This is a genomic window from Micromonospora sp. CA-240977, from assembly GCF_050942285.1.
In the GTDB taxonomy this organism is placed as follows: domain Bacteria; phylum Actinomycetota; class Actinomycetes; order Mycobacteriales; family Micromonosporaceae; genus Micromonospora.
Genome location: NZ_CP192055.1, coordinates 681,879 through 701,525, shown reverse-complemented (window position 1 = coordinate 701,525; position 19,647 = coordinate 681,879). Strand labels below are relative to the sequence as shown.

General features: G+C 70.5%; 16 protein-coding genes. 9 read left to right on the top strand and 7 right to left on the bottom strand.

All coding sequences use genetic code 11. The features are described from left to right. Window positions 1–142: 142 nt before the first annotated feature. Window positions 143–1,555, top strand: a complete 1,413-nt coding sequence (locus tag ACQPWW_RS03325; protein WP_433129007.1) for a hypothetical protein — start codon at window positions 143–145, stop codon at window positions 1,553–1,555. A gap of 14 nt (window positions 1,556–1,569) precedes the next feature. Here ACQPWW_RS03325 and ACQPWW_RS03320 read toward each other — a convergent pair whose 3' ends face one another. Then, window positions 1,570–2,631 (bottom strand): NAD-dependent epimerase/dehydratase family protein, encoded by a 1,062-nt coding sequence (locus ACQPWW_RS03320; protein WP_433129005.1) that lies wholly within the window; start codon window positions 2,629–2,631, stop codon window positions 1,570–1,572. A 73-nt stretch (window positions 2,632–2,704) separates the two neighbouring features. On the opposite strand from ACQPWW_RS03320, the gene ACQPWW_RS03315 reads away from it, so the two are divergent. Together ACQPWW_RS03315 and ACQPWW_RS03310 are read left to right on the top strand one after the other, a co-directional pair. Further along, entirely contained in the window at window positions 2,705–4,114 is a 1,410-nt protein-coding gene (locus ACQPWW_RS03315) for a molybdopterin-dependent oxidoreductase (protein WP_433129003.1), read from the top strand. A 55-nt stretch (window positions 4,115–4,169) separates the two neighbouring features. Further along, on the top strand, window positions 4,170–4,652 hold the full coding sequence (locus ACQPWW_RS03310) for a hypothetical protein (protein WP_433134106.1): 483 nt from the start codon (window positions 4,170–4,172) through the stop codon (window positions 4,650–4,652). On the opposite strand, the gene ACQPWW_RS03305 is transcribed toward ACQPWW_RS03310, so the two are convergent. After that, window positions 4,588–5,418 carry a helix-turn-helix domain-containing protein gene (locus ACQPWW_RS03305; RefSeq protein WP_433129001.1) on the bottom strand — a complete coding sequence of 277 codons (831 nt, stop codon included), beginning with the start codon at window positions 5,416–5,418 and terminating at the stop codon, window positions 4,588–4,590. The two genes, ACQPWW_RS03310 and ACQPWW_RS03305, sit on opposite strands and share 65 nt — an antisense overlap. A gap of 279 nt (window positions 5,419–5,697) precedes the next feature. On the opposite strand from ACQPWW_RS03305, the gene ACQPWW_RS03300 reads away from it, so the two are divergent. Then, entirely contained in the window at window positions 5,698–6,381 is a 684-nt protein-coding gene (locus tag ACQPWW_RS03300; protein ID WP_433128998.1) for an alpha/beta fold hydrolase, read from the top strand. Window positions 6,382–6,447: 66 nt separating this feature from the next. Here the strand turns inward: ACQPWW_RS03300 and ACQPWW_RS03295 are convergent, their stop codons facing one another. Together ACQPWW_RS03295 and ACQPWW_RS03290 are read right to left on the bottom strand one after the other, a co-directional pair. Further along, window positions 6,448–6,909 carry an SRPBCC family protein gene (locus ACQPWW_RS03295; RefSeq protein WP_433128996.1) on the bottom strand — a complete coding sequence of 154 codons (462 nt, stop codon included), beginning with the start codon at window positions 6,907–6,909 and terminating at the stop codon, window positions 6,448–6,450. Further along, a complete protein-coding gene (locus ACQPWW_RS03290) occupies window positions 6,906–8,279 on the bottom strand; it encodes an MFS transporter (protein ID WP_433128994.1) in 1,374 nt (457 codons plus the stop codon). Before ACQPWW_RS03290 ends, ACQPWW_RS03295 begins: the two co-directional genes overlap by 4 nt. 131 nt (window positions 8,280–8,410) lie before the next feature. Here ACQPWW_RS03290 and ACQPWW_RS03285 point away from each other — a divergent pair, with 131 nt between their 5' ends. Beyond that, complete coding sequence (locus ACQPWW_RS03285; RefSeq protein WP_433128992.1) at window positions 8,411–9,364, top strand: LysR family transcriptional regulator; 954 nt, start codon at window positions 8,411–8,413, stop codon at window positions 9,362–9,364. Between the two features lie 40 nt (window positions 9,365–9,404). Here the strand turns inward: ACQPWW_RS03285 and ACQPWW_RS03280 are convergent, their stop codons facing one another. Beyond that, a complete protein-coding gene (locus tag ACQPWW_RS03280; RefSeq protein ID WP_433128990.1) occupies window positions 9,405–10,055 on the bottom strand; it encodes a CGNR zinc finger domain-containing protein in 651 nt (216 codons plus the stop codon). 183 nt (window positions 10,056–10,238) lie between these two features. On the opposite strand from ACQPWW_RS03280, the gene ACQPWW_RS03275 reads away from it, so the two are divergent. Continuing rightward, a complete protein-coding gene (locus ACQPWW_RS03275) occupies window positions 10,239–11,456 on the top strand; it encodes an MFS transporter (protein WP_433128988.1) in 1,218 nt (405 codons plus the stop codon). A gap of 138 nt (window positions 11,457–11,594) precedes the next feature. Here the strand turns inward: ACQPWW_RS03275 and ACQPWW_RS03270 are convergent, their stop codons facing one another. Then, window positions 11,595–12,980, bottom strand: a complete 1,386-nt coding sequence (locus ACQPWW_RS03270; RefSeq protein WP_433134103.1) for a glycoside hydrolase family 6 protein — start codon at window positions 12,978–12,980, stop codon at window positions 11,595–11,597. 272 nt (window positions 12,981–13,252) lie between these two features. On the opposite strand from ACQPWW_RS03270, the gene ACQPWW_RS03265 reads away from it, so the two are divergent. The 3 genes from ACQPWW_RS03265 (at window position 13,253) to ACQPWW_RS03255 (ending at window position 18,365) form a co-directional block, all read left to right on the top strand. Continuing rightward, window positions 13,253–13,810: a hypothetical protein gene (locus ACQPWW_RS03265; protein ID WP_433128986.1), complete on the top strand. Its 558-nt coding sequence runs from the start codon at window positions 13,253–13,255 to the stop codon at window positions 13,808–13,810. A gap of 406 nt (window positions 13,811–14,216) precedes the next feature. Then, complete coding sequence (locus tag ACQPWW_RS03260; protein WP_433128984.1) at window positions 14,217–15,590, top strand: ricin-type beta-trefoil lectin domain protein; 1,374 nt, start codon at window positions 14,217–14,219, stop codon at window positions 15,588–15,590. 318 nt (window positions 15,591–15,908) lie between these two features. After that, entirely contained in the window at window positions 15,909–18,365 is a 2,457-nt protein-coding gene (locus tag ACQPWW_RS03255) for a ricin-type beta-trefoil lectin domain protein (RefSeq protein ID WP_433128982.1), read from the top strand. A gap of 179 nt (window positions 18,366–18,544) precedes the next feature. Here the strand turns inward: ACQPWW_RS03255 and ACQPWW_RS03250 are convergent, their stop codons facing one another. Further along, window positions 18,545–19,591 (bottom strand): ISAzo13-like element transposase-related protein, encoded by a 1,047-nt coding sequence (locus tag ACQPWW_RS03250; RefSeq protein WP_433128980.1) that lies wholly within the window; start codon window positions 19,589–19,591, stop codon window positions 18,545–18,547. Window positions 19,592–19,647 lie beyond the last annotated feature (56 nt).

Here is a 19,647-nt window from a genome sequence, read left to right as displayed (position 1 = left end):
GGAAACGCTAGGACGCCAAGCCGCCCCAGATGGGCGAAATCGGACCATCCGCATCGGTGCCAGCGTCGCTCCCCCATCGAACGGTGGTGTCCTGCCCGTTCCGGCACCACGGGGCCGGCGGTGGCCGTACCGTCCGGTCGTCATGAATGTGCTCGCGCCCCTGCGGCGGGGACCGGAACTGCCCATCCGACGCGTCGACGCCGACCTGGTGGTGCTCGGCGTCGAGGTGGCGTTGGTCGCCGCTGCGGTGGCGGTGGGCGTGCTGCTCAACGCGCGTGGTGTCGGCCTGCACGCCGACGCCGCGCCGCTCTACGCCACCTGGCGTCCGCACCTGGGTTGGGGCACTCCGGCCGCGCTGCTGGTCGCCACCGGGGTGCTCGGTTGGGGCGTCCGGTGGGCCCGGACCGGTGAGTGGGGCCGGCTGCTGGTCGCGGCCTACCTCGCGGCGGTCGCGTGGACGATGTCGTTGGCGCTGGTGGACGGCTGGGCGGCCGGTTTCACCCGGCGACTCACCCCGCAGGCCGAATACCTGCACGAGGTGCCCCGGGTCACCGACGTCACGGCCATGCTGGCCGGCTTCAGCGCCCGGATCCTCGACTTCCAGCCGGAGTCATGGTCCACCCACACGGCCGGCCATCCGCCGGGGGCGCTGCTGGTCTTCGTCGGGTTGGACCGGATCGGCCTCGGCGGTCCCACCGCCGCCGCCCTGGCATGCGTGCTGGTGGGAGCGACAGTGACAGTGTCGGTGCCGGTGACGCTGCGGGCTCTCGGTGCGGAAGAAGCCGCCCGTGGTGTGCTGCCATTCCTGGTGCTGCTGCCCGGCGCGATCTGGGTGGGGGTCTCGGCCGACGGCATCTTCACCGGGGTGGTCGCGGCGGGGCTGGCCCTGCTGGCGGTACGGCGACTGGCCGCCGCCGCGGTCGGGGGCCTGTTGCTCGGCTTCGCCCTCTACCTGTCGTACGGCCTCGTACTGGTGGGCGTCCTGGCCCTGGCGGTGGTGGCGCTGCGGCCACGGGACCGGTGGTCGGCGTTGTTCGTGGCACTGGCCGGCTCCGGGACTGTGGTGGCCACGTTCACGCTTGCCGGTTTCTGGTGGCTCGACGGCTACCACCTGGTGGTCGAGCGATACCACCAGGGCTGGGCCGCGGAGCGCCCGTACGGCTATTGGGTGTGGGCGAACGTGGCGGCGCTTCTGCTCTGTGCGGGCCCGGCGCTCGGGCCCGCGCTGCTCCGGACGGCGCTCGCGTCGGGCGGTCCGGCGCGGACCGTTGCGATGCGGCGGCGCGGGCCGGACCGGAAGCCGGTCATCGCCTGGCGTGACGCCCTGCGGGGAGCCGGGCCCACTGTGCTGCTCCCGCTGGCCGCCGTGCTGGCGGTCGGCGCGGCTGACCTGTCCGGGCTGAGCAAGGCGGAGGTGGAGCGGATCTGGCTACCGTTCGTGGTCTGGCTGCTGGTGGCCGCCGCCCACCTGCCGCCGCCGGCCCGACGGTGGTGGCTGGCCGGGCAGGTGCTCACCGCTCTCGCGGTCAGTCACCTGCTCTGGACGGTGTCCTGATCCGGCGGCCGCTCTCAGGCAGTGAGGGCGGCCGGTTCCCGTAGCGGATCGGTGGCGAAGGCGGCCACCCCCTCGGCGAACCCGACCCGCGCGGTGTAGCCGAGCAGTTCCGCCGCCCGGCGGGGGTCGGCGACCACGTGTCGGACGTCGGCTGCCCGGCCACCACCGGCGATCTGTGGCGCCGGCCCGGCCATCTCCTCGGCGAGGGCGACGGCCAGCTCACCGACCGTGTGCGGCTCGCCGGAGCAGACGTTTACCGGTACGAGGCCCCGCGGCGGCGACGCGGTCAACGCGAGCAGGTTGGCCCGGGCGACGTCGGTGACGTGGACGAAGTCGCGGCGCTGCCGGCCGTCCTCAAGCACTCTCGGCGGCAGGCCCGCCGCCAGTGCGGACCGGAAAATCGAGGCCACGCCCGCGTACGGGGTGTCGCGGGGCATCCGGGGACCGTAGACGTTGTGGTAGCGCAGCGCCCAGACGCTGCCGCCGGTCTGCCGCGCCCAGGCGGCGGCCAGGTGTTCCTGGGCGAGCTTGGTGGCCGCGTACGTGCTCCGCGGATCGAGTGGCGCGTCCTCGGGCACCAGAGCCGGCGAGAGGTCACTCCCGCAGTGTGGGCAGGTTGGCTCGTACCGGCCGGCGGCCAGGTCGGCGACGCTACGGGAGGCGGGCCGCACCGTGCCGTGCGCCGCGCAGACGTACCGACCCTCCCCGTAGACGACCATCGAGCTGGCCAGCACCAGTCGGGTCACACCGGCCCGGTGCATCGCGGCGAGCAGCACCACCGTGCCGTAGTCGTTGTGACTGACGTAGTCGGGGGCGTCGGACGGATCCAGCCCGTGTCCCACCATCGCCGCCTGGTGACACACCGCGTCCACACCGCTGAGAAGCCGGTCCAGCAGGCTGGCGTCCCGGACGTCACCGACCACCGGGTCGTGCCGCCGGGACCACTCCGGGAGGTCCCCACCATGCGCCTGGGGCAGCAACGCGTCGAGCGCCACCAGCTCGTGGCCCTCGGCGACCAGCAGGTCGGCGATCTGCGATCCGATGAAACCGGCCGCGCCGGTGAGCAGTACCCGCATCCCGGTGACCGTAGACCGCACCCGACCGGGGCGGGGCTCCTTCACCCGCCTGCCAGTCCATCGGTATCCCGGTATGCACGAACTTTGCCGCCCGCGGCGTCTAGCGTCCCGGGATATGGGTGTGACGGACCGGCAGACGGGTTTCCCCCAGCGGTGGTGGCGTGCTGTGGAACGACACCCCCCGCCGATCCCCGGTCTGGCCGGGGACCGCTGGCGCAGCCCGCTGCGGGGTCCATGGCTCACCGCCGTCTACGGCGCGGTGCTCCTCGTCGGGCTCCCGCTGGTGATCATCACGGGGCTGCTCGACTACGCCGCCTACGGCCCACAGTTCGCGCAGGCCCTACCCCGCGAGGTGGGCTGGTTACGGCTGCCCCCGTTCGACTGGCCGACCCGGCCGTCCTGGCTGTTCCGGGTCACCCAGGGGCTGCACGTGACGCTCGGCATCATCCTGATCCCCGTGGTGCTGGGCAAGCTCTGGTCGGTGATCCCGAAGCTCTTCGTCTGGCCGCCGGCCCGGTCCCTGGCCCAGGTGCTGGAGCGGCTGTCCCTGCTGCTGCTTGTCGGCGGCATCCTCTTCGAGATCGCGACCGGCGTGCTCAACATCCAGTACGCGTACCTGTTCGGCTTCGACTTCTACACCGCGCACTACTTCGGAGCCTGGGTATTCATCGCAGCGTTCGTGGCACACGTGACGCTGAAACTGCCGCGAATGGTCAGCGCGCTCCGATCCCGGCCGGCCCTGCGGGACCGCCGCCGTCCGGGGCAGCGCGAGCCGGTGCGGGCCGAGCTGCGTACCCCGGTGACCGCGACCCGGCCCGAGCCACCCGACCCGGACGACCTGGTCGCCACCGCACCCGGCGCGCCGACGATGAGCCGACGCGGCGCGATAGCCCTGGTCGGTGGACTGTCATTGCTGCTCGGCGCCCTCACGATCGGGCAGACCCTCGACGGTCCCTGGCGTCGTACCGCGCTGCTGCTGCCCCGCGGACGTCAGTCCGGCACCGGACCGAACGGCTTCCCGATCAACCGCACCGCCGCCGCGGCGGGCATTCAACAGGACGAGACCGGGCAAGGGTGGCGGCTGACCGTGCGGGGCGGCGGCCGTGTCGTCACCCTCGACCGTCCCCGCCTGCTCGCCATGGGCCAGCACACCGCCCGCCTGCCGATCGCCTGCGTGGAGGGATGGTCGACACGACAAACCTGGTCAGGGGTACGACTGCGCGACCTCGCCGCCCTGGTCGGCGTGGACGATCCGGCGTCGGCGCAGGTGCGGTCACTGGAGAAGGCCGGGCTGTTCAACAAGGCGATCCTCCAGGCCAACCAGGTGCTCGACGCCGACTCTCTGCTCGCTCTGCGGGTCAACGGTGTCGACCTCTCGGCCGACCACGGCTTTCCCGCCCGGGTGATCGTCCCCGCCCTACCCGGCGTGCACTGCACGAAGTGGGTCGCCGAGATCATCTTCCGGACCGGCACCGATGGATGAGCTCATCCCCCGATTCCGGGCGGCCTACGGATCGTCAGTCCAGCACCTGGTCGCGATGATCGCCTGCTTCACCCTCGCCGGATGGGTCGCACTCAGAATCGCCGACGAGGCCACGGCCGGCCGAATGCTGGCCTGGTTCGTCGGGGCGGCCGTCGCCCACGACCTCGTCCTCTTTCCGATCTACGCGTCGGCCGACCGGGCGCTGCGCGGTGCGCTCGGGCGCTCCGGCCACGCGCGCAAGAGTGGTCCACCCGCTGGTCCCCATTGGGTGCCAGGCCGCGGCGGGCGGACGCCGTCCCGACCATCCCCGCTGAATTACATCCGGGTGCCGGCACTCGCCGCCGGGCTGCTGTTCCTGGTGTACCTCCCCGGCATCCTGCGGCAGGGCCGCGAAACCTATCTCGCCGCCACCGGTCAGAACCAGCATCCGTACCTGGCCCGCTGGCTGGCCCTCACCGCCGCGCTGTTCCTGGTCAGCGGCGGCTGGTACGTGGTACGGCGGATCCGCTGGCGACGGGACGACGGGGTGTCGCGTTGAACGGGTGATCCCCCGTCGCTGTCCCAGGGAGGCACGAACTCGACACCGGGACTGGCGCCGCCACCGCGAACGCCGGCGGTGCGCGGGTGGTGGCAGCCTGCTCACCCGTTCGGTAGCGGCCCGGGGTCGTGCCGATGACGGTTCTGAACGCTGCGATGAAGCTACTGGGGTTGGCCCATCCGCAGGCGTAGGCGGTCTGGGTGGTGTCCCGGCCGTCGGCGAGGAGCACGAGCGCGTGATAGACGCGCAGCTGCGTACGCCACTCGTAGAAGGTCATGCCGAGTTCGTCGCTCAACAGTCGGCTGACGGTGCGGCTGCTGGCGCCGACCCTCTTCCCGAGTTCGACAAGCGAGGCGTTGTCCGCCGGCCTCTCGTAGAACATCCGGGCAATGGCGCGCAGCCGGTCGTCGCGTGGCTCCGGCAGGTACAGCGGCTGTTCGTGGGTGTCGCGGAGCTCGTCGACGAGCACCCGCAGCAGTCGAGAGCGCGCGGAACGGCTGCGGCCGGGCGCCGTGGCGTCGTAGTGGCCGGGGCCGGTGAGGGCGAGCAGGATCTCGCGAGCGAGGTCGGAGGCCAGGAACACGGCGGGGTGCTCGGGCATGAGCCGGGCCAGGGACGGCGTGAGGAACACGATCCGCATATCGGTGTCGCCGTGGACCCGGTGGTCGTGCGTGAACCCGGCGGGGGTCCAGGCGACCCGGTTGGCGGGGACTATCGACGTGCCGCGCTCGCCGTGCACGGCCAGGATGCCCCTGGCCGCGTACACCAGGTGTCCCCTCGGGTGCGTCTGAGCTGTGCTTTCTCCGCCGGCTGGCCACAGGTGGCGGCCCCCAGACGGCCACAGGTACGACGTCACCGCGGCGCTCGAGCGAGGTTGGTGGGGAACGGGCATCAGACGGCGTCCTATCGGTAGTGAGCCACACCCTGGTCTGGTGACACTGCCTTCATGCGACGTGGTCGTCAGTCGTGCACGGCGCCTGACCGAACCACCTGTCATTCAAGCGGCACGCGTCGACACCGCGGCTGAACAGCGAAGGAGAAACCGATGGAAACATTCGTCCTCGTACCCGGTGCGTGGAAGGGCTCCTGGTCGTTCGAGGCGGTGGCTCCGCTGCTGGAGCGTGCGGGTCATCATGTTCACGCCCTGACCCTGACCGGTCTGCGGCCGGACGACGACGCCGCGACGGTCGCGACCGCCAACCTCGACACGCATGCCGACGACGTGTTGCGGCACCTCGACCGTCACCACATCACCAACGCCACGCTGGTCGGACACAGCTACGCCGGGATGGTGATCGCCGCCGCCGCCGATCGCGCTGACGGCCGGATCGCGCGACTGGTCCATCTCGACGCCTACGTGCCACGCAACGGCGAGTCGTGCTGGTCCTCGACGAACGAGCACTTTCGGGAGGTCTTCGCCGCTGGCGCCACGGCCACCGGCTACACCGTCCGACCCCCGCACGGCGGTGATCCCCGCCGCCGTCCCCATCCCCTCGCCTCGTTCCTGCAAACGATCCGGCTGTCGGGCACGCTCGCCCGGGTCCCCCGTCGGGAGTTCGTCTACTGCTCGGGGTGGGAGGACCGGACACCGTTCGCCGAACTCCGCGCCCAACTCCGAGCCGATCCCGGGTGGCAGGTCCACGATCTCCCCACCGGGCACGACGCGATGCACGAGGCGCCGGAGGCGGTCGCCGCACTACTGCTCGGCGACCGCGCCGCCGATGCGTAGACGTGCCCGGCATTCCCGAACGATGGAGCGCCGCCGACGGGGACGCGCGACGTTGGGGGATGGCGATCAGGTGATGTCACCAGGGGCGGCTGTCGATTTCTCCAGGAGCTGTTTGAGCGTGCCGAGGTTGTCGCGCATTCCGCCTTTGAAGAGTCTCTCGGCGAGCGGTCCGAGGAGCGCGGCTGGGCCGGTGAGCCCGGCGGCGCTGATCGTGCCCTCGAGGATGAGCCTCGTGGCCTCCCGTTCCGGCCGGACGAGGTAGCGGTAGGTGAACGGGGTTGGCCCGCTCAACGACGTGAAGGTGACCTCCTCGCCCTGCGAGTACGTGGTGATCGACACGTCGTTCAGGGCGGGCCCACCGGGCAGGTCTCGATACACGCGGTAGCGGGTTCCGAGGCCGCTGATGCCTCCGACGCGCTCCACGCGGCGTACCGCTGAGTACCACATCGGCATGGTGGTGAAGTCGGCGACGAAGTCGAACACGTGCGCTGCCGGAGCCGTGATGTCCAGGCGCAGTTCGAAGGTCATGGAATCCCCTGTGTACGGTCGCGCTCGGCGACGCGGGGTCGGTCGGCCTGCCCCTCCTCGGCGGCGAGGCGGGCCTTGTACCGGCCTTGATGGTCATGGATGGTCGTCCTGCGTCGGCGGTTCGGCAGCGGTGTTTCCCGTGCAGTGGGACGGTTCTTGCTGTCGTCGCGTGCCCTGGGGCGGGGTAGCAGCAGCGGGCTGGCGAGGATCAGCAGTCCCGCGACAGTGAGGGCCACGCGGGGGCTTGTGGCGTTGGCGAGTAGTCCGGCGAGCGCGCTGAGGATGGCGATGGCTGCGCTGCTGCTGATCGACCAGGCCGACAGCGTGCGGGCGATGCGGTCAGCGGCTGTGTGTTCGAGCCGGTAGGTGGCGAGCACCGGGTTGTACAGGCTCATGCTGATGATGATCGCGAGTTCGACCACCATCACCGTCGCGAGACCGACCACGCCGGGTTGGACGAGGACGAGGCCGATCAGCCAGATCGCGCGCAGCGTGCCGACGGTACGGAGGATCCGGTGTTGGCCGTACCGCGCCACGGCCCGGCGGGCCAGGCGGGAGCCGATGAGCCCGCCGAGGCAGGGGACGGCGAAGGCCAGGCCGTACTGCCAGGGCGGGAACCCGAGGTGGCGGAGCATGAGCACGGCCAGCAGTGGCTCGCTACACATGATCAGCCCACTGACGAGCAACTGGTTGAGGAAGAGCGCCCGCAGGCCCGGATGAGCCAGGATGTGCCGCCAGCCGTCGAGCAGGTCAGCCGCCCGCAGCCGACGCCCGCCGGTGGGCCGCGGCCGCTCCTCCCGGCCGCGAATCGCCGTGATGCCCAGCGCGGAGAACAGGTAGCTGAAGGCGTCGACCGTCACTGTGGTCACCGGCCCGAACAGGCCGACCGCAGCCCCACCCAGCGGCGGCCCGACGGCAATGGAACTCCAGGTCGTCGACTCGAACCGCGCGTTCGCCACGAGCAGGTCGTCCGGCCGGACGAGGGCCTTGAGGTATGCGCCGCTCGCGGCACTGAAGGCGATCTTGGAGGTGGCGACCACTGCCGACACCACAAGCAGGTGGACGAAGCTGAGCAGTTCGACGGCGTAGGCGACCGGAATCGTCAGCATTGTCGCGAACCGGGCCAGATCCATCGCGATCATGACCGGCCGCTTACGGTGAAACTCCACCCACGGCCCGAGCGGCAACGCGATCAGCGCGCCCACCGCCGGCCCGACCGCGGCCAACGCCGACACCTGAGCGGGGCTGGCATCGAGTACCAACACGGCGATCAGCGGCAGCGCGCCGAAACCCAGCCCCGAACCGTAGGCGCTGACGGCGTAGGACGCCCACAACGAGCCGAACCGCCGACCCAGGGATCGCCTCGCCATCAAGACCGACACCCTCCGCCTCGAACAACTCGCCGTTGACCACGGTGATCGAAGCAGGGCCTGGAGCCTCGGATCAAACAACCAAACTATCGGCGAGCCACAACCTGTCGTTGTGTGCGTAGGATCCGGCAATGGATCTGAACGCTGTCCGTACCTTCGTCGCCGCCGCCGACGCCGGCCAGTTCCAGGACGCCGCCGTGGCGCTGTCGATCACCCAGCAGGCCGTCTCCAAGCGCATCGCCGCCCTGGAGAACGACCTCGGCGTACGGCTGTTCACCCGCACCGCTCGCGGCACCCAACTCACCGTCGACGGCCAGGCATTCCTACCGCACGCCCGTGAGCTGCTGCGGGCCGAGGCACGCGCCGACGCCTCCGTACGCCCCGGCCGCCGGGCACTGCGCGTCGACGTGCTCAGCCGACGGATCGCACCAGCGGTGCTGCTACAGGACTTCCACCGTGCGCATCCCCGCATCGAGCTGGACGTCGTCACCCTCGACGCCGACGTCCACGGCGCGATGGCCGCCGTCGAGGCGGGAACTGTCGACGCCACCTTCCACGCCGTCACCGTCGCCGCACGCCACCTGCCAGCCGCGATCAGGACCGCACGCGTGATCGACGAGCACCACGAACTGCTCGTCGGCCCACGCCACGCCCTGGCCAACGCCCGCACCGTCACGCCCGCGCAACTCGCCGAGCACCGCATCTGGATGCCCGGCATGGCCCCCGGCAGCGAATGGGCCGACTACTACGACGAACTCGCCGCCGCGTTCGGCCTCACCATCGACCAGGTCGGGCCGGTCTTCGGCAACGAGGCGCTGCTGGCCGAGATCGCCGACTCCGCGGAGCTGGCGACCCTCGCGGGCGAACGCACCCGGTACCTGTGGCCCGACAGCTACGACCTGCGGCGCATCCCGGTACGCGATCCGGCGCCCATCTACCCGATGTCACTCATCTGGCGCGACGACAACCCGCATCCCGCGCTCGGCACACTCCGCGACTACCTCAGCTTCAGACGAACGGACGCCCCCGACGAAGAGGTGTGGTTGCCGACGTGGGCACAACAACGACAGGCCCCGGGGTCGTAGGCCAGAACCGCCGGACGAACGCGTCGACACCGCCAACCGTCTACTGGTGAGGTGCCCGGGCGGCGCGGCGACGCTCGGTGAGCCGTCGCGCCTTCACCGCGTTGCCGCAGTCGGCCATGCGACACCAACGGCGGGTGCCGCTGCGACTCTGGTCGAGGAACAGCCAGCCGCAGCCGCCTTCGCGGACCGGGCAGCGGCGTACCCGGGTCAGGTCGGCGGTCAGCATGATGTCGCGGGCGGCCTCGGCGATCCGGTCGGGCACCATCATGGCCGGCACCGTGCCGTAGGTCAGCCGTACCCGCGACGAGTCGAGCGCGAATCTCGCTCGGGCGGCCGCGCCCGACCAGCGCTGATGCAGCGCGACAAGCGCCGCGCCGGCGGCGACAGGGTCACCGGCCGGACCACCGTCGGTGTCCGCGATCGTCGCGAGCAGCACGAGATGCAGCCCGTCGCGAACGTCCCGCACCGCGACCAGCCCCGCGTGCGCCGCCGCGGGCTCGTCGCGCCACGCCCGGCCAACCTGGTCGGCCTCCGCGTCGCTGAGCACGCCCACCCGGACGGACCAACGCAGCAGAGCGGAACTGTCGGACAGGAAGTCGTGCGGCGACCCGCCCCCACGTTCGACTGTGTTTACCAGCTCGAGTGCCGGGTGCCCGCCGACCAACGGTAGCTGACACACGTCGACTGACATGACGACGATGCTACCACCTAAGCGGATGACGAAGGTTGCGTTGCGCGCACCCGTTGCCCGCCTTGCTGCCGGATCTGCCTCCGCCGAGGGATAGGGCGAGATATGCCAAGTGATCTATGCTACCGTCAAAATCCGTTTACCAGGAATCACATCCGGCGCTGTCCAGAGTCCGGGAGGTAGCCAATGGCGCACCAACGACGCGCGGTCTATGCCCTCGCCGCGATGTCCGCCGCGACCTTCTGTTACGTCACCACCGAGGTGCTTCCGATCGGGTTGCTCACGCTGATCGCGCCCGACCTGGGGCGCTCCAGGTCCGAGGCCGGTCTGCTGGTGACCGGATACGCCGTGGTGGTCATGATCGTGGCGCTCCCGCTGACCCGGGTCACTCGGCGCGTACCCCGGCGTCCACTGCTCGCCGGCTCGCTCGGTGTGTTCGCCGCGGCGACGGCGGTATCGGCCTTCGCACCCTCCTACGAGGTCCTGCTCGCCGCACGGCTGGTGTCCGCCACCACCAACGGTGTCTTCTGGGCGGTCGTGTTCCCGGTAGCGATCTCGATGTTCCCCGCGAACATCCGCGGTCGCATCGTGGCGCGACTGTCGATCGGCAACGCTCTCGGCCCGGTCGTCGGCGTACCGCTGAGCACCTGGCTGGGCGGGCAGGCCGGGTGGCGGGCGGCGTTCCTCGCGATGGCCATCCTCGGCTTCGTCACGTGCCTCGCGGTGGTCCTGCTCCTGCCAAACGTCACACCCCAGGAGCGTGCGGGCGACACCGGGCCCCTGCCGGACCGACAGCGCTTCGTCGTGCTCATCGTCGCCACCATCCTCGCGGTCACCGGCGCCATGGGCGCGTTCACCTACATGACCGTCTTCCTCCTCGACGTCAGCGGGTTCGCCGCCGCATCTCTCGGCCTGCTGCTCTTCGTCCAAGGCTCGTTCGGTGTCGTCGGCACCTGGGCGGTGGGCCGCGTCCTGGACCAGTTTCCGGTCGGTGTCGTGCTGGTGCTCCTCGGGCTCCTCACCGCCGCGATGCTCGGCCTCTACGGGGCGGGCGGGAGCAAGGCACTGACGATCCCGTTGCTCGCCGTGGCGGGCATGTCGTTCAGCTCGCTGATCGCGGCCATCCAGCACCGCATCATGCAGGTGACCCCGTCGACCACCGACCTGGCGTCGGCCAGCCTCAGCGTCGCGTTCAACGTCGGCCTCGCCGCCGGCTCATTCATCGGCGCAGGCCTGCTGGCGACGGCCGGGGTGCGCGTCATCCCGCTGTTCGGTGGCGTGCTGACGGCTGCGGCGTTCGCGTTGCTCGCCTGCCACGAGACGTCCCGTAAGAGGAAGGACCACGGAGGGGTCCGGGGCAGTGCCCACCGGCAGCCGGTCGGGCAATCCGCAGCTCACGCTTGAGTCGTGGCGATACCCACGGCCTACTACCGCAGTTCGGCCGCCCGCCTGGCCGGCCTGGGCCGGAACGCGGCCGTCCATGACGGACAGGGCCCGGCGTGGAGGGTTGTCCTCCGCGCCGGGCCCTGACGTCGGGTGTGCTCAGCTGGCCGCGCAGGTGGCGGTCGTGCCCGGGCCGGTGCCGGTGCCCTGGAAGCCGAAGTTGGTCGACTGCCCGGCGCCGACGCGCCCGTTGTAGCTCACGTTGGTGTACCGGACGGTCCCGCTGGTGCCGCTGGCCTGGGCATTCCAAGCGCTGGTGACCGTGGCGCCGCTGGGCAGCGTGATGGTCGCGGTCCAGCCGTTGATGTCCGCGGAACCGGCGGTGACCGTCACGCTCGCGGTGAAGCCGCCGGTCCACTGGTTGACCGCCACCGACGCGGAGCAGCCGTTGCCGGTCGGCGGCGGGGTGGTGGGCGGAGCCGTGGTGGGCGGCGCGGTCGTCGGCGGGGCCGTGGTCGGGGGAGCCGTGGTCGGCGGCGCGGTCGTCGGCGGCGCGGTGGTGGGCGGGTTGGGCGCGCCGTTGGCCAGGCTGTAGGCCAAGTCGGGCTGGAACGAACCGGCCGTGTAGCGGCAGCCGTCCGCCTCGCCCGGGGGCTTCACCCAAAGGTACGCGTCGATGTTGGCGTCACCGGTGTTTGTCGTCGGGTACTGCCCGATACGCCGGTCGGTGTTGTCGTCGCCGCACCAGTCGCCGCTGGCGCCCCCGTTGCGGCTGGTGTCGATGACCTGGCGCTTGCCCGAGATGCCCATGCCGTTGAGGGAGGAGATGACCGCCCGGCCGAAGTTCGCCTCGCTGGAGGTCGAGTTGTAGTTCGACACGTTGGTGAAGAAGCCGTCGGCGTACTGCACGCCGGCCGCCCGGAGCCGGTTGGCCGTCTCACCAGCGCTGTTCCAGGTGGAGTGGCCGCCGTCGAGGTACACCTTGGCGTTGGAGTTGGCCGACTTGATGGTCCGGGTGGCCGTCGAGATCGCCTGGTTACGCGCGTTGATCTCACTGCTGTTCAGGCACGTCAGCAGGGCGAGCGAGTCGGTTTCCAGGATGATGATGACGGTCTGGTTGCCCAGCCCTCGGGCGAAGTTGGACACCCACGTCTGGTACTGGTTGAGGTCCGGCGCCCCACCGGCGCTGGCCCCGCCGCAGTCCCGGTTGGGGATCTCGTACACCGCCAGCACCGGGATCTGCTGCGCCGCGTTCGCGGCGCCGATGAACCCGGAGACCTCGGACTGCACTGTCGAGGGGTTGAAGTTGGCAAACCAGCGGGCCTGCGGCTGACTCGCGATCTTGTCGCGGATGACGGCGGCACGGGAGTCGCCGGGGTTGGCGGCTACCCAGCGGACGACAGCCGAACTCGGGTCGCGGTAGAGCGATCCGGACAGCGTGCCGGCGGAGGCGCTGCCGACGGCGAGACAGACGCCGACGGCGGTGGCGCCCGCGACGGCTGCCACGCTGGTGGCCACCGATCTGCGAAGGAGCGAGGAGAGCATAGCCACGACGTGTTGCCTCCTGATCACATAGATGTTACCGAATTCATGGGAGCGTTCCCATGGACGGTAGCGGAGGCGCGCCCCGCTGCCAAGATGTGCGGACCCACCATCAGGGCAGCGACCCCTGTTTATGTGTCGAGACTCGCGCGACACCGTCCCCACGTCAGCCCGGCGCGTTCGACAGGGTCTCCTCGCGGCGGCCGGCCACGTGGCCGGGCTGGTGATCGGACTGCCGGCCGGCGTCATCGCGCGGCAGCGGCTTGAATGGTGGCGTGCAGGTCACCAAGGACGGACGAGACTGGCGCATCGGCGCTGTCGCCGACGTGGGATGGATCGCCGGCCACACCGCCGCCGGCATCTCGGTCACCACCGCCATCCCGCCGATCTTCGACGCCTACGCCACCTCGTACCAGGCGGACGACGTCACCGTCTCTGCCTACGAGCGCGCGCTGGTCGAAGACCTCAGCGCGTACACACCTGACCAGCCCTGGTGGCTGGCCTACCTCGACACCGGCGCCCACGACGTCGTCTTTCCCCACGCCCCGCGGGTGTCGCTCTACTGGGACTGGCCGTACGTGCTGGTCGAGGCCGGCCCCGAGCAGGCTCTCACCTGGCGGACCGGCCACCTGCGCCACGGCCGTGGCTCGCTTCCCGACCTGTTCTTCCCCGCCGACCGATCATGGCTGGTCTCCGCACTCTGGGACGACACCTGGGCCTGCGTCGGCGGCCCGAAACCCCTGATCCACAGACTCGAACGCGACCCGCTGGCCAATGCCCGCCGGGTCCGGCCCGACGAGGACGCGCTGCCGCCGGGGCTGATCCGCGAGTGACCTCGACGCCGGGGCCCGTGCGCGCCGCCAGGCTCGGGACCGGGCCGCAACCTGCCGGACACAGCATTGACATACTTCACTGCGAGATCTAGCGTCGGGGCGAATCGATTCGACGTCGAGCCGGGTGCTCGGGCACCGTCCGACGGTCGGTCGTTGGCGTTCCGGCGCGCACGTGTCGACCGTCGACGGCTCGACGACCAACTGGTCCCGCGTGGGCGGCGAGGCCAGCCGCAGCAACCTGTGGCGATGAGCCGGCCGGGCGCCGTGGGCACATCGCGTCCTCAGAGGTTTCCTCCGCGACGAGTGTGGTCGGCGGGGTGACCGGGAGTGGCGAGTCGTAGCGGTGTGGGTGTCGCCGTGGACCCCGCACCTGAGTCAGTGCGTGTCGAGTGGCGGGAGCCCCATCATGACAAGACGTAGACCCATCCTTGGTTTTCTGGCCACGGCGGCGGCTGTCGTCGTCACAGTGAGCGCGGCCGCGCTGGCCGGCGGTCTCGGCGCCAGCGCGTCGGCCGCGGACTTCGCACCGGCCGCGGCGACCGCCGGGTGCGGCAAGGCGCCCACGCTGACCAGCGGTCAACGAACCATCCAGAGCGGCGGCCAGAACCGCAGTTTCATCCTGAGGATTCCTGACAACTACGACAGGAACCACCCCTACCGGTTGATCTTCGGATTCCACTGGAACGGCGGCACCGCCAACGACGTCGACGGCGGCGGCGCGGACGGGGCGGCCTGGTCCTACTACGGGCTGCGGCAGCAGGCGAACAACAGCACCATTTTCGTCGCCCCCCAGGGCAACGGCAACGGCTGGGCCAACCCCGGCGGCCAGGACGTCACCTTCGTCGACAACATGATCGCGCAGATCGAGGCGGATCTGTGTGTCGACACCACGCAGCTCTTCGCGCTCGGCTTCAGTTACGGCGGAGGCATGAGTTACTCGCTGGCCTGCTCGCGGGCGGGCGTCTTCCGCGCTGTCGCGGTCTACTCCGGCGGGCAGCTCAGCGGGTGCGGCGGCGGCACCCAGCCGATCGCGTACATGGGGATCCACGGCATCGGGGACCCGGTGCTCAACATCTCCGCCGGACGGTCCCTACGGGACACGTTCGTCCGGAACAACGGGTGCACCGCACAGAACCCGCCCGAGCCGAGAGCGGGCAGCCTGACGCACATCACCACCACCTACTCCGGATGCCGTGCCGGCTATCCGGTGGTGTGGGCCGCCTTCGACGGCGGGCACACCCCCGGTCCGGTGGACGGTGGCGGGGACAGCGGAGCCAGGACCTGGACCAAGGGCGAGGTGTGGAGGTTCTTCACCCAGTTCGGCAGCACCGACCCCACGCCGACCCCGACGACGTCGCCCACCGCCAGCCCGACCAGCACCCCGCCACCGACTGGCACGTCGGCCCTGCGCAACACGGCCTCCGGTCGGTGCCTGGACGTCAACGGCGCCTCGCAGACCAACGGCGCGGCGGCGATCATCTGGGACTGCCACGGCCAGAGCAACCAGAGCTGGACCTCGACCGCCGCCCAGGAGCTGCGCGTCTTCGGCGGTAAGTGTCTCGACGTCAACGGCGCCGGCACCGCGAACGGCAGCTCGGTGATCATTTGGGACTGCAACGGCCAGTCCAACCAGCGGTGGCGGCTCAACTCCGACGGCACGATCACCGGCGTCGGCTCCGGCCGGTGCCTGGACGTGGTCAGCAACGGCACGGCCAACGGCACGCGTGTCCAGATCTGGGACTGCAACGGCGCGGCCAACCAACGGTGGAGTCGCAGCTGAGCCCGGCGACCGTCCCGGGAGGGCAACGGTAGGTCCGGTTCGGCGGCGGAACCACCCGGTTCCGCCGCCGAACCGGCCTGCTCCGCCGACGGGACGACGCGGCGCATTCATCGGATATCTCCGCGCCCCGGCACCGCACACAACCGGCACCGACCAGCGAAGTTGCCTGGTCCACGCTGTTGACCGCCGATCGATCCGGTGCCTAACATACGACGTCTGCTCATTAGTGATCTTCGATTGACGCGACTGCGTGCAGTACGCCAGCTCGACGTGTGACGTACGGCTTCGCTGTCGAAACCGGCTGGGGAGGCGGGTCAGATGTTCGATCGAGAGAGTCATCGGCGTGGTGCTGGCGGAGTTGGGCCACGTGGCCGGTCCTGGCGGAGCACCTGGCGTCCGCGTCGGTTGACCGCTTCGGTGGTGGGGGCGGTGGTGGCGGCAGCGGCGGTGCTGACCGGCTTCGCCTCGCCGGCACAGGCGGCAACCGCCATCACGATCAACGGCGGGTCCGGTGGACGGGCGCTCGACGGGATCGGCGCGGTCAGTGGTGGCGGTGGCAACAGCAGGTTGCTGATCGACTACCCGGAACCGCAGCGCAGCGACATCCTGGACTACCTGTTCAAGCCAGGTCGCGGCGCCGCGATGCAGTTGCTGAAGGTGGAGATCGGCGGGGACACCAACTCCACCTCCGGCGCGGAGCCCAGCCACGAACACACCCGGGGCAACGTGAACTGCAACCGGGGCTACGAGTGGTGGCTGATGGAGCAGGCGAGGGCGCGCAACGCCAACATCGCCCTGGCGGGCCTCTCCTGGGGAGCCCCGGGCTGGATCGGGAACGGCAACTTCTGGTCCAACGACTCGATCGACTACCTGCTGGCCTGGCTGAACTGCGCGGGCACCCACGGGCTGACCATCAACTATCTCGGCGGGTGGAACGAGAAGGGCTACAACGCCACCTGGTACAAGAACCTGCGCTCCGCCCTCAACTCCCACGGCTACAGCAGCGTGAAGATCGTCGCCTCGGACGACTTCGGCTGGGGCGCCGCCGACGAGTCACTGCGGGACCCGGCGTTCGCCAACGCCGTGCAGGTCTTCGGCAGCCACTACGTCTGCGGATACCGCAGCGCCCAGACCAGCTGCCCCAGCTCCGGAAACGCGGTCTCCACCGGCAAGTCGCTGTGGGCCAGTGAGAACGGCTCCGACGACTACAACGCCGGGGCGCAGGCCCTCGCCCGGGGCATCAACCGTGGCTACATCGACGGCAAGATGACCGGCTACATCAACTGGCCCGCCATCGCCGCCATCACGCCCAACATCCCGTGGGCGACAACGGGCGTCGCGGTGGCCCAACAGCCCTGGTCCGGCGCCTACTCGATCGGCAAGAACGCGTGGGTGATGGCGCAGACCACGCAGTTCACCGCCCCGGGCTGGCGCTACCTCGACGGATCGAGCGGCTACCTCGGCGGCAACCGCAACAACGGCAGCTACGTCTCGCTGAAGTCGACGAACAACAGCGACTACAGCACCGTCATCGAGACGATGGACGCCGGCTCGGCGCAGACCCTCGACTTCACCGTCACCGGCGGGTTGTCCACCGGCGCCGTGCACGTCTGGTCGACCAACGTCCGGTCGAACAACACCGCCGACCACTTCGTCCGGGGCAACGACATCACGCCGAGCGGAGGGCGTTTCTCGCTCACCGTCCAGCCCGGCTACGTCTACAGCATCACCACCACCACCGGCCAGGGTAAGGGCACCGCGGTCAGCCCGGCGCAGGGCAACCTGAAGCTGCCGTACAGCGACACCTTCGACAGCTACGCCGTCGGGCGCGAGGCGAAGTACCTGATGGACCAGCAGGGCTCGTTCGAGATCGTCGGCTGCGGGGGCGGGCGGTCCGGCCAGTGCGTACGCCAGATGTCGGAGCAGACGCCGATCTTCTGGACGTCCGGCCAGGCCGAGCCGTTCACGCTGTTGGGTGACCTGTCGTGGCGCAACTACACGGTCTCCTCGGACGTGCTGCTGGAGAAGTCCGGCTACGCGCAGCTCATCGGGCGCGCCAACACGTACAACCACCAGGGGCCACAGAACCTGAACGGTTACTACTTCCGGGTGACCGACGGTGGCGCGTGGTCCATCCGGAGCAACAACACAAGCGGCAACTGGCGCACGCTGGCCAGCGGGAACACCTCGGCGCTGGGCACCGGACGCTGGCACACCCTGGCGCTGACGCTCAACGGGAGCACCCTCACCGCGGCCATCGACGGCAACACCGTCGGCACGGCCTCCGACTCGACCTGGGTCGCCGGCCAGATCGGGTACGGCACGGGTCAGGGAGTCTCCGCCCAGTTCGACAACCTCTCCATCACGCCGGTCGGCAACTCCGGCGAGCCGGGCGCGACAACGGCGATCCGGGGCGCGGGCTCCAACCGGTGCCTGGACGTCAACGGAGCCAGCCAGGCCGACGGTTCGGTCGTGCAGATCTGGGACTGCAACGGCGGCGCCAACCAGCAGTGGACGCTCACTTCGAGCAACCAACTGACCATCTATGGCAACAAGTGCCTCGACGTGGCGGGCACCGCGTCGGGTAGCCGCGCGCGGATCATGACCTGCAACGGCGGCAGTGGTCAGCAGTGGCGGGTCAACTCCGACGGCACCATCTCCGGGGTCGGATCGGGGCTCTGCCTGGACGTCAACGGTGCGGGTACCGCCAACGGCACCGCCGTCCAGATCTGGACCTGCACCGGTGGCAGCAACCAGCAGTGGATCCGCGGCTGACCGGTTGACGTCCGCACGGAGACGTACCCGATTCGGGACTGCCGGCCGCTCACCTGAGCGGCCGGCAGTCGTCCGTGTGGGCAGCCACCGCGGCCGGCGTTCCACACCAGGCTCCAGCCCGCACCGACCCTGGGCAGACCACCCCCGCGCGCCGAACTGGTCGACCCGCCGACCCGGGCTCAGGCCGCCGAGCCGACCGTGTAGTTCCAGGCCGGAGGGCCGTCGACGGCCGGGACGGCCGACTGGGCGCCCCGGCCGACGCCGGCCATGACGCCGAGCTCGACCTCGTGGCGGTCGGCCTCCCGACCGGGCCGCTGCACCACGACGCTGGAGCGGATGCATTCGTTGATCCACGTCCACCGCATGGTGAGTGGCGGTAGGTAACAGACGGAGATGGCCAGCCGCGTCTCACCCGCGAGCTTGGTCATGGCCCGGCGCAACGACCGACTGCCGGCCGTCCACAGTGTGCTGTCGGCCACCACCAGAAGGTGGCCCCTCCACTCCGGTTGCCGTTCCCACCAGGCGCGGATGGTGCCGGAGGCCAGCATCAACCTCGCGTCATCGGCGTGGCGGCCCGGTCCGGTGACGGCCGCCGCGGCGCTGCGGGGCGGCCGGTCCGTGCCCCGTCTGGCCGGATCCGGGTCGGTGGGCAGCGTGCCGCCGCGGTCGCGGCGAATGCTCACGCTCACCACCGGCAGCTCCGCGGCCAACCACTGACCCACCCGGCCGTTCACCCGCTCGTACTGCGCGCGCTGGTCGAGCCGCCGGTGCTGATCCGTCGGACGGGAGCCGGGAAAGAGGCGGAAGCCGTTCTGCCGTAACAGGCTCGCCACCGACCAGGCCGAGATGCGGTGCCCGCGTCGCTTGAGGGCCGCCGCGAGCGCACGGGTGGACGAGGTCGTCCACTGCAGGTGCGGGGCGGTGGCGCGGCCCGGTTCCATCAGGTCGAGGAGGGCCGGCAGCACTTCCGGGTTGCTCTCCGTGATCTTCTTACGTCCACCACCCGGCCGGCGCAGGTTGCCGCCGCTCTCCTCGGGCCCCTGAAGCTCCTGGATGCCTTTGGACACGGTGTGTGGGTGCACCCCGACAGCCCGGGCGATGCGACGGGCTCCGCCCTGCCCAAGGGACACGGCGCGGGCGGCCAGTACGAGGCGGCGCTGACGCTCGTCCAGATGCGGCGCCAGGAGGCGGAACTCCTTCGCGAAACTTTCGGGCAGCTCACTCATCTACCACGGCACCCTCCCCCGGTGAATGCCATCACCTCGAAGCGTAGCCGAGACAT